The following is a 9,188-nucleotide window of genomic DNA, read 5'->3' as shown; positions in this document are numbered from 1 at the left end:
CCCCCTGCAGACCAGCCTCCTCCCAACAGCCCCGAATCCGCCCCAGACGGGTCTACTCCATCTTCGACCGGCCCAGCGTCCCCTTCAGACGGGCCTGCCGCGTCCCCGGCCGATGCCGAATCCGTTCAGGAGAAGTCGGCCTCAGGTCCGGCGTCCTCATCGGACAACCCTGCTGCGTCTTCGGCCGGTCACCCCGCCTCCTCCTCGGAACGACCCGCAAGCCCTTCTCCGAGCACGAAGACCCCCGCCGATCCGGCAACCACCTCAGGTCGCGACCGGGCAAGGAACTCTTCGACGCCCGATGAGCAGGGGAGCACACCGCCGCCCGGCAAGTCCGAGGGCGGCGTGGCGCCCGACCAGGGCGGGGGTGTCTAGTGCACATCGTCTATCCGGCGGTCATCTCCGCGCTCCTGTTCTCCATCGGCGTCTACGGCGTCCTCGCCCGCCGCAACACGATCCTCGTGCTGATGTCGGTCGAGCTCATGCTCAACGCCGTCAACCTCAACCTGGTCGCGTTCGACGTGTGGCTGGGCGACCGCCTGCACAGCGGTCAGGTGCTCACGCTGTTCGTCATCGTGATCGCGGCGGCCGAGGTGGGCCTGGGCCTGGCCATCATCCTGGCGCTCTACCGCAACCGCCGTACCGTCGACATCGACCACCTGCGCGCCCTCGCCGAACCCGCCGACGACGGCGCGCCACCCCCGCCGACCGACCCGCCGACCCTCCCGGACCAGCCTCCGACGAACGCCGGCCCCTCCGGCTCGTCCGGCCGCACGGCCCATGGGCCGCACCACGGGGTCGTCGAGGGAGAAGTCCAGCACGTCGGTGAGGGCACGCCAGGGGGGACGCGATGACGATCTTTCCCATGCTGGCCGTGCTGCTGCCGTTCGTGGCCGCCGTCGTCGGGCTGCTGTTCTCACGGGTGCCGCATCGGGCGCCGGTGACCGTCCAGCCGCCCGACCGAGCGGCAGGTGAGCGGGCCAACACGCGGGCCGCCTGGATCGCGACCGTCCCGACGGCGGCAGCGGCCGTGCTGGCCGTCGTGCTCGCCTGGGGGCCGGGGTTCGCCTATTTCACCGGTGATGCCGCGCCGCAGCCGACAGGCCAGACGTTCGGCACGATCGTCACCGGTGCCATCCCGATCTCGCTCACCCTCCAGGCCGACGCACTGTCGAGCGTCCTCGGTGTCCTCGTGACCCTGGTCGCCCTGGCCGTCCAGGTCTATTCGGCCGGATACCTGGCGGACGACCCGCGCTACCCGTCCTACAGCGCGTTCGTCAGCCTGTTCACCAGCGCGATGTTGCTGGTCGTCTACTCCGGCGACCTCCTGGTCCTCTACGTGGGCTGGGAGATCATGGGCCTCTGCTCGTACCTCCTCATCGGACACTGGTGGGAAGACCGGGGCAACTCACGTGCGGCGGTGAAGGCGTTCCTCGTGACCCGCCTGGGCGACGTCGGCTTCCTCTTCGGCATCTTCGTCCTGGGCGTGGCAGCGGACAGCTTCCGCATCGCGGACGTGCTGGCGGCGGTGCCCGGCATGTCCCCGGCCACGCTCGTCACCGCCACGATGCTGCTGCTGTCCGGCGTGGCGGGCAAGAGCGCGCAGGTGCCGCTGCACACCTGGCTCCCCGACGCCATGGCCGGCCCCACCCCGATCAGCGCGCTCATCCATGCCGCCACCATGGTCGCCGCCGGCATCTTCGTCGTCGCCCGGCTGTTCCCGGCGTTCACCGCCGCCCCGCCCACGCTCGACGTGCTCGCCGTCATGGCCGCGCTCGGCATGCTCGGCGCCGCGCTGGCCGCACTCGCCCAGGACGACCTGAAACGGGTCCTCGCCTACTCCACGATCAGCCAGCTCGCCTACATGGCGGGCGGCCTCGCCGCGGGCTCCGACACGGCGGCCGTGTTCCATCTGCTGACGCACGGTGCGTTCAAGGCGCTGCTGTTCCTCTGCGCGGGGGTGGTGATCCACCACGTCGGCTCCAACCTGATGACGCAGATGGGCGGCCTGCGCCGGGAGCTGCCGGTCACGTTCGTGACGATGACGGTCGGCTTCGCCGCCCTGACCGGCATCCCGCCGGCCAGCGGCTTCTTCAGCAAGGACGGCGTGCTGGCCGCCATGGACGACGCCCTGTCGACGGGCCGGCTGACCGACGCGGCGGCCCTGCTGCTGTACGGCTGCGCGCTCGCCACCGTGGCCGTCACCGGCGCGTACGCCGCCCGCGCCTGGCTGCGCACGTTCTTCGGCCGGCCCCGGGCCGTCGCGCTCCCCGAGCCCGAGCCCGGCACCGCCCACGTCGTGGACGTCAGGGAAGCGCCCCGCACGATGCTCGTCCCGCTCGTCCTGCTCGCGGTGCCCGCCCTGCTGCTGGGCTTCGCCGGCGAGCCCCACCTCGACCTCGGCATCGCCGTCATCAGCGTCGTCCTGACGCTGCTCGGCGCCGGGGCCGTCTACGCGTCCTGGCGCGGCGATCCCCTTGCCGACCCGGCCCGCCTGCTGGGCCCGCTGCGGGTGCCGTGCGAGCGGGCGTTCTACCTGGACGCCGTCTATGCGGCCCTGGTGGTACGCCCGATCCGGGCGCTGGCCGCGCTCGTCGTCACGACCGACGACAAGGTCGTCGACGGCGCGGTACGCGGCTCCGGCGCCTCCGCCCGCCGCCTGTCCGGAATGTTGCGCCTGGCCCAGAACGGCAACGTCCAGCTGTACGTGAGCGGCGTGCTGGCCGGAGTCCTGCTGATCGCGGTAGGGGCGGTGATGTTCACATGATGGGCTGGCTTCCCGTCGCGCTGCTCGCCGTGCCGCTGATCGGCGCGACCCTGCTGCTCCTCGCGCCCGACGCGCTGCGGGCCGTCATCCGTACGTACGGCGTGGTCGTCTCGGGCGTCACGTTCGCGCTCAGCGTGCTGCTGGCGGCGACGTTCGACTACGGCGCGGCGGCGCGGATGCAGTTCGAGATCGACCGGCCGTGGATCCCCGGGCTGGGGCTCCGCTTCCACCTCGGCGTCGACGGCATCTCACTGCCGCTGGTGGTGCTGACGGCCCTGCTGACGTTCCTGTGCTTCGTCTACCTGTGCTGGCGCGGCGGCCGGTCGCCCGACCAGCTGAGGGATGACAGGCCGAGGGAGCTCGTGTTCACGCTGCTCGTCCTCGAAGTCGGCATGATCGGCACGTTCCTCGCCCTCGACCTGCTGCTCTTCTTCGTCTTCTTCGAGATCGTGCTCATCCCGATGTACTTCCTCATCGGCACATGGGGCGGCAAGGGCCGCAGGGCGGCGTCGATCAAGTTCATCCTCTACACGCTGCTCGGCTCGGTCGTGATGCTGCTCGGCCTGCTGATCATCTGGGCCCAGACCGGCACACTCGACATCGAGGCGCTGAGCGCGTCCCACGGGGCCGGCATGTCCAGGTCCGTGCAGATCCTGGCGTTCGTGGCGATCGGCGTCGGCCTGGCGGTCAAGACCCCCATGTGGCCCCTGCACACGTGGCTGCCCGACGCCCACACCGAGGCGCCCACCGTCGGCTCGGTGCTGCTCGCCGGGGTGCTGCTGAAGATGGGCACGTACGGCTTCGCCCGCATCGCCATCCCCGTCCTGCCGGAGGGCGCGGTCGCGGTGGCGCCGTGGCTGGGTGCGTTCGCCGTGGTCGGCATCGTGTACGGCGCGCTGGCCTGCCTGGCCCAGCGCGACCTGAAACGCCTGATCGCCTACTCCTCCATCGGCCACATGGGCTTCGTCCTGCTCGGCTTCGCCACGCTGACCCCTGTGGGCGTCAACGGCGCCCTGTTCGCCAACGTCGCCCACGGGCTGATCACCGGCCTGCTGTTCTTCCTGGCCGGAGCGATCAAGGTGCGCCACCCCCACGCCGACATGCCGTCGATGGGCGGCGGCCTGCTGGCCACCATGCCGCGACTCGGCTCGGTGCTCACGTTCGCCTCGATCGCCTCACTCGGGCTGCCCGGCCTGGCGGGCTTCTGGGGCGAGATGCTCGCCCTGTACGGCGCCTTCCAGCCGGCGAACCCGCTGCCGCGCGGCCTCTTCCTCACGTACATGGTGATCGGGGGCCTCGGCGCGGTCCTCACGGCGGCGTACTTCGTGGTCATGCTCTCCCGCGTCACCCACGGCCGCCCCCGAGCCGCACGACCCGCCGAAACGCCTCCGCCCGCCGACGACCGCCTCGTGCGCGCCGCGCCCGACGAGCGTCCCGTCGTGCCCCTCCGCCCGCCGCACTCCGTACGCGCTCTGCTGGGCCCGCCGCCGAGCCGCGCCGAGCTGACCGCCGACATCCAAGGTCACGAGCTCGTGGCGTGGACCCCGCTGGTCGTGCTGATCCTGCTGTTCGGGCTCTGGCCGGGCCTGCTGCTGTCGCTGACCACGCCGCCGGTGCTGACCCTGCTGGGGGCGCTGTCATGATCCAGCAGATCGACTACTTCGTGATCGCGCCGTCCCTGGTGCTGGCCCTGGCGGCCGGGCTGGTGCTGCTGCTCGACGCGTTCCTCCCGGCCCGCCCGCGAACACAGACCGGGCTCGGGGTCGTCACGCTGGCGGGCGTCCTGCTCTCGCTGGGCTTCGTCGTCGCCCAGGCCGTACGCGGCGGCCCGGCGCTGTCCACCTTCTGCGTGCCGCCCGGCGCGTCACCCTGCTCGTACGTCGTCGACCGGTTCACCCTGGCCTTCGCCGGGCTGGTGCTGGCGGCGGCCGTGGTCGTCGTCCTGCTGTCGATGACCGAGCTGGCCGGCGGCGGCATCCCCGTCGGCGAGTGGCACTTCCTGCTGCTGTGCACCCTCGTCGGAGCCGTGACCCTGCCCGCCTCCCGCGACCTGGTGATGCTGGTCGTGGCGCTCGAGCTGGTCTCGCTGCCCGTCTTCGCCCTCACCGCGCTGAAACGTTACGACGGCCGCGCCTCCGAGGCCGCCGTCAAGCTCTTCGTCGTCTCCGTGGTCTCCACGGCGATCATGTTGTTCGGCGTGTCCCTGCTGTACGGCGTCACGGGCAGCGTCTACCTCTCGCGCCTGTCCGCCGTCCTCTCCGGACAGGAGCCCCCGCCCGCCCTGCCCGCCGACGCCCTGTCCGCCGTCGTCACGGTCGGCGTCGTGCTCGTCGTGGCGGGCTTCGCGTTCAAAGTCGCCGCTGTGCCGTTCCACTCGTGGGCGGCCGACGTCTACCAGGGCGCGCCCGTTCCGGTTGCGGCGCTGTTGTCGGTCATCTCCAAGGCGGCCGGTTTCGCCGGGTTGATCCTCGTCCTGGTCACCGGTCTGTCCGCGCAGGCCGCCACCTGGGCCCCCATCATGGGGATTCTCGCGGCGCTCACCATGACTGCGGGCAACCTGCTCGCCCTGCGGCAACGCTCGGCCGTACGCCTGCTGGCCTGGTCGTCCGTCGCGCAGTCCGGCTACGTCCTGGCCCCGCTCGCGGTCGGCACCGCGGAGGCGGCCGGAGCCTCCACGGCGTACCTGATCATCTACGCCGCCATGAACCTCGGCGCGTTCGCGGTCGTCATGCTCGTGTCCCGCGTGTCCGCGCGCAACGAGCTCGACGACTACCGCGGGCTCGCGTTTCGGCGCCCGGCGGTGGGCATCGCGCTCGCGTTCTGCCTGATCTGCCTGGCCGGGCTCCCGCCGGGGCTGGCCGGGCTGTTCGCCAAGGTGTTCGTCTTCCGCGAGATCGTCGCGGCCGGGTCCGGCTGGCTGGCGCTGGTCATGGCCGTCAACACGGTGATCGGCCTGTACTACTACGCCCTGTGGACGGCCCGCCTCTTCGCCCCCGCGACGGGCGTGGCTGCGCCGGCCGGGCGTCATGTGGCCACGTCGCTGGCCGTGGGGCTGGCGCTGGCGGCGGCCGTGCTGTTCTCGGTGGCCCCGCAGCTCGTCCTCGACATGACCATGCTGTCCGCCACCGGCTGAGCCGCAGGTCGAGCGCCTCAGGGAACGATGGACCGGGGCATCATCGTTGGACGTCGTGAACCCACACCACGAAGGGGGGCACCTTGCACCACAACGGTCTGCGCACCGCCGTTCTGCTCGGCGGGCTGTCGGCGCTGATCATCGCGGTGGGCTCGTGGTTGGGCGGCGGCACCGGCGTGCGGATCGCGCTCGTGCTCGCCCTGGTGACCAACGGCGTCGCGTACTTCTTCTCCGACCGCATCGCCCTGTCGGCCATGCGGGCCAGGCCGGTCAGCGAGGTCGAGCACCCGACGCTCTACCGGATCGTCCGCGAGCTCTCGACCCAGGCGCGCCAGCCGATGCCACGCCTGTACATCTCGCCGACGGTGCAGCCGAACGCGTTCGCGACCGGCCGAAACCCCCGCCAGGCCGCGGTCTGCGTGACCGTCGGCCTGACCAAGCTGCTCGACGAGGCCGAGCTCCGCGGCGTGATCGGCCACGAGCTCTCCCACGTCTACAACCGCGACATCCTCATCTCGTCCGTCGCCGGCGCGCTCGCCACGATGATCACCTGGCTGAGCTACGTCGCCGTGTTCTTCGGCGGTTCCGACGACGACGAAGGCCCCGGTTTCTGGGGCGCGCTGCTGATGATGCTGCTCGGCCCCGTCGCGGCCGGGATGGTCCAGATGGCGATCTCCCGCACCCGCGAATACCAGGCCGACGAGGCCGGAGCCAGGCTCACGGGCGACCCGCTCGCGCTGGCCTCGGCACTCCGCAAGATCGAGATGGGCGCCCGCCGGCTTCCGCTCCCCGAGAACAGCCGCCTCACCTCGGCATCCCACCTGATGATCGCCAACCCGTTCTCGGGGTCGGGCTTCGGCCGCCTGTTCTCCACGCACCCGCCCACGTCCGAGCGCGTCGCCCGCCTCGAACGCATGGCCGGCTACCGCCGCTAGGACTCCTGAACGATCTTCCTGAGCAGTTCCCCGAGGTTCTCGGGGTGGACGGTCTCCTCGGTGGCGTCGAGTTCCTCGGCACTCCACCACCGGTAGGAGAGCGTGGTCTCCTTCTCGACCTGCTCCATGTGCTCGAACGACACCGCCCCCTCGCCGTCCACCCGGACGGCGAGGAACGTCTCGTCCTGGGTGAACGTGTACTGCGCGAAGTCGAACGACGTCATCCTGCTCCAGTGCGGCCCGCTGATCTCCTCGACCGCGGCCCGGATCCCGACCTCCTCGTAGAGCTCACGCGCGGCGGCCTCCTGCAGCGTCTCACTGCCTTCCAGCGCCCCGCCGATGGTGAACCAGAAAGGACGATCCGGTACGGCCGGATCGAAGCCGTGCAGGAGAAGGACGCGGTTCTCCGGATCGATGGGCAGGACACGCGCCGTGAACCGGCGCAGGGGGATCTTTGTCACGGTAATCGAGCATAAGGGGCCGCTGTTTTGTGTCGTTGTGCACGCTGCGCCGATCTGTGCGTTTGTACGCAGAACGGGAGATCGCGGCTGCCTAGATTGAGGGTCGTCCGGAGCGATCGCTCCGGAGGTTCTTCCTCACAACTAGGGATGGGTTGTCATGTCGAAGCTTCGTAGCCTGCTCGCCGGTACGGTCCTGGCCGGCGCCGTGGTGGCCGGTGTCGCGGCGGCTCCCGCGCAGGCGGCCACCACCAGTGCGAGCACGGCGTCGTCGTTCAGCAAGCACTGGTTCGAGGGGTACTCCGGCTACGGCAGGGGTGAGTCGAGCGGCCACCGTTCCTACTACAAGGGCTTCTACTACTACGCCAACGGCCGCTACTACTTCGACGTGGACGTGTGGGACCGTGACCGCGACCGTGAGAAGACGTACGTGGACTTCTGGTACCACGACGGGCGTGGCTGGCACCAGGGCCACCGGCTGGTCACCGGCGGGCACGGCAAGTTCCGCTTCAGCTACAGCGCCCGCGGCGGGTTCGACGGTTACAAGTTCCGCATCGGCGAGGGCCAGGTCGGGCGCTACGACTGGAGCTCCTACGCCAACCGCTCCTGGTGACCTCTGGACCTCCTGCCGACGAGCTCCCGGGCCCGGCTCTTCATGAGCTCCCGCCCGGGCACGGCTCTTCCACCCGGGTCGTCGGTCCGCAGGACCTTGGCCGGCGGCCACCTGCGTGCCAGCCCTGCAGCGGCCCCTCTGCCTCGTATGTCGAGACTTGGCGACCATCGGATACCGCCGGAACAGTCGACCACCCCTTCCGCCGCCTGGGGCAATCCCGTCGTCGTTACGTCATTCGCGTGAATGAGAGATCGCGGCGGATAAGGAACGACCGCTTGCCCAGGCTTCTGCTAGACGAGCGTGTCGTCCGCAGTACGGCTACCAGCACACGTCAGACCAGCTCCGGCGCCGACGCCCGCGCCCGCCAGCGACCGTACCAGCACGCTCAGACACTGAGGCGAGCACCGGCCGCGAGAGTCGAGCAGGTGACAGGGGAGACCAGTCGCACTACGGGCGAAACGCGGCGCCCCGGAACCCACGAACAGAGCACCGGCATATGGGGGCGGCATCCCGGGGCACCAGAGAGACTCGCCGCCCGCCTTCGTCGTGAAGGCACGTCGTTGAATCCCCGTGTGCCCCGGGACGTAGAGGAACGCCCCGGATGCGCTCATCCGTCGTCCTGACGCCCGCTCAGAGCCGTACAGCATGCCTCTGTCAGCGGTAGTTCACGAATTGGAGGGCGATGTCCAGGTCCTTGCCCTTGAGCAGGCTGATGACGTCTTGTAGGTCGTCCTTCTTCTTCGAGCTGACACGCAGCTCCTCGCCCTGAATCTGCGCCTTGACGCCCTTGGGCCCCTCGTCGCGGATCATCTTGGAGATCTTCTTGGCGTTCTCCTGGTCGATGCCCTCCTTGAGGCTGACCATCATGCGGTACTCCTTGCCCGACAACTTGGGCTCGCCCGCATCCAGGATCTTCAACGAGAGACCGCGCTTGACCACCTTGTCCTTGAACACGTCAAGCGCGGCATTGGCCCGCTCTTCACTGTTCGCCTTGATCTCGATGTTGTTCTGCCCGGACCAGCTGATGCTCGCCCCGGTGCCCTTGAAGTCGAAGCGGTGCCCGATCTCCTTGACCGTCTGGTTCAGAGCGTTGTCGACCTCCTGCCGGTCGATCTTGCTGACGATGTCGAACGATGAATCGGCCAAAGCACCCATCCTCTCAGCTGCGCTGGAATCGGTCCGGCCCCGGAACGCACGGACCCAGCGCACGAGCCTAGCCAGCATCCGCGTCACATGCAGGCCACGACCACCCTCGAAACCCCTCCCGCAGGCACCGCTCGCC

The 9,188-nt window shown here is 70.0% G+C and carries 8 protein-coding genes; 6 read left to right on the top strand and 2 right to left on the bottom strand.

Annotated features, from left to right (window positions below; all coding sequences use genetic code 11):
- Positions 1–374 precede the first annotated feature (374 nt).
- From nuoK to htpX, 5 genes are all read left to right on the top strand, one after another.
- Entirely contained in the window at positions 375–854 is a 480-nt protein-coding gene (gene nuoK / locus C1J01_RS42700) for an NADH-quinone oxidoreductase subunit NuoK (RefSeq protein ID WP_438943183.1), read from the top strand.
- Positions 851–2,767: an NADH-quinone oxidoreductase subunit 5 family protein gene (locus C1J01_RS42695; protein WP_111184741.1), complete on the top strand. Its 1,917-nt coding sequence runs from the start codon at positions 851–853 to the stop codon at positions 2,765–2,767. Before nuoK ends, C1J01_RS42695 begins: the two co-directional genes overlap by 4 nt.
- Positions 2,767–4,410: a complex I subunit 4 family protein gene (locus C1J01_RS42690; protein WP_111184740.1), complete on the top strand. Its 1,644-nt coding sequence runs from the start codon at positions 2,767–2,769 to the stop codon at positions 4,408–4,410. The genes C1J01_RS42695 and C1J01_RS42690 overlap by 1 nt, the downstream gene beginning before the upstream one ends.
- Positions 4,407–5,900: an NADH-quinone oxidoreductase subunit N gene (locus tag C1J01_RS42685; RefSeq protein ID WP_111184739.1), complete on the top strand. Its 1,494-nt coding sequence runs from the start codon at positions 4,407–4,409 to the stop codon at positions 5,898–5,900. Before C1J01_RS42690 ends, C1J01_RS42685 begins: the two co-directional genes overlap by 4 nt.
- 83 nt (positions 5,901–5,983) lie before the next feature.
- Positions 5,984–6,835 (top strand): zinc metalloprotease HtpX, encoded by an 852-nt coding sequence (gene htpX / locus C1J01_RS42680; protein ID WP_111184738.1) that lies wholly within the window; start codon positions 5,984–5,986, stop codon positions 6,833–6,835.
- Here the strand turns inward: htpX and C1J01_RS42675 are convergent.
- A complete protein-coding gene (locus tag C1J01_RS42675) occupies positions 6,832–7,296 on the bottom strand; it encodes an NUDIX hydrolase (RefSeq protein WP_181449269.1) in 465 nt (154 codons plus the stop codon). The genes htpX and C1J01_RS42675 overlap by 4 nt on opposite strands.
- A 157-nt stretch (positions 7,297–7,453) precedes the next feature.
- Between C1J01_RS42675 and C1J01_RS42670 the strand changes: the two genes are divergently transcribed.
- Positions 7,454–7,906: a hypothetical protein gene (locus C1J01_RS42670; RefSeq protein ID WP_111176772.1), complete on the top strand. Its 453-nt coding sequence runs from the start codon at positions 7,454–7,456 to the stop codon at positions 7,904–7,906.
- Between the two features lie 654 nt (positions 7,907–8,560).
- Here the strand turns inward: C1J01_RS42670 and C1J01_RS42665 are convergent.
- Complete coding sequence (locus C1J01_RS42665; RefSeq protein ID WP_111184736.1) at positions 8,561–9,061, bottom strand: YajQ family cyclic di-GMP-binding protein; 501 nt, start codon at positions 9,059–9,061, stop codon at positions 8,561–8,563.
- Positions 9,062–9,188 lie beyond the last annotated feature (127 nt).

Source organism: Nonomuraea aridisoli, assembly GCF_003236395.1.
In the GTDB taxonomy this organism is placed as follows: Bacteria; Actinomycetota; Actinomycetes; order Streptosporangiales; family Streptosporangiaceae; genus Nonomuraea; species Nonomuraea aridisoli.
Note: the sequence above shows the minus strand (reverse complement) of the source record. Positions and strands in the feature narration are given on the sequence as shown.

Excerpts from the sequence above, each read along its gene's own strand:
- C1J01_RS42665 (WP_111184736.1), bottom strand. The coding sequence starts at position 9,061 with ATGGGTGCTTTGGCCGATTCATCGTTCGACATCGTCAGCAAGATCGAC.
- C1J01_RS42695 (WP_111184741.1), top strand. The coding sequence starts at position 851 with ATGACGATCTTTCCCATGCTGGCCGTGCTGCTGCCGTTCGTGGCCGCC.
- C1J01_RS42685 (WP_111184739.1), top strand. The coding sequence starts at position 4,407 with ATGATCCAGCAGATCGACTACTTCGTGATCGCGCCGTCCCTGGTGCTG.
- C1J01_RS42690 (WP_111184740.1), top strand. The coding sequence starts at position 2,767 with ATGGGCTGGCTTCCCGTCGCGCTGCTCGCCGTGCCGCTGATCGGCGCG.
- C1J01_RS42670 (WP_111176772.1), top strand. The coding sequence starts at position 7,454 with ATGTCGAAGCTTCGTAGCCTGCTCGCCGGTACGGTCCTGGCCGGCGCC.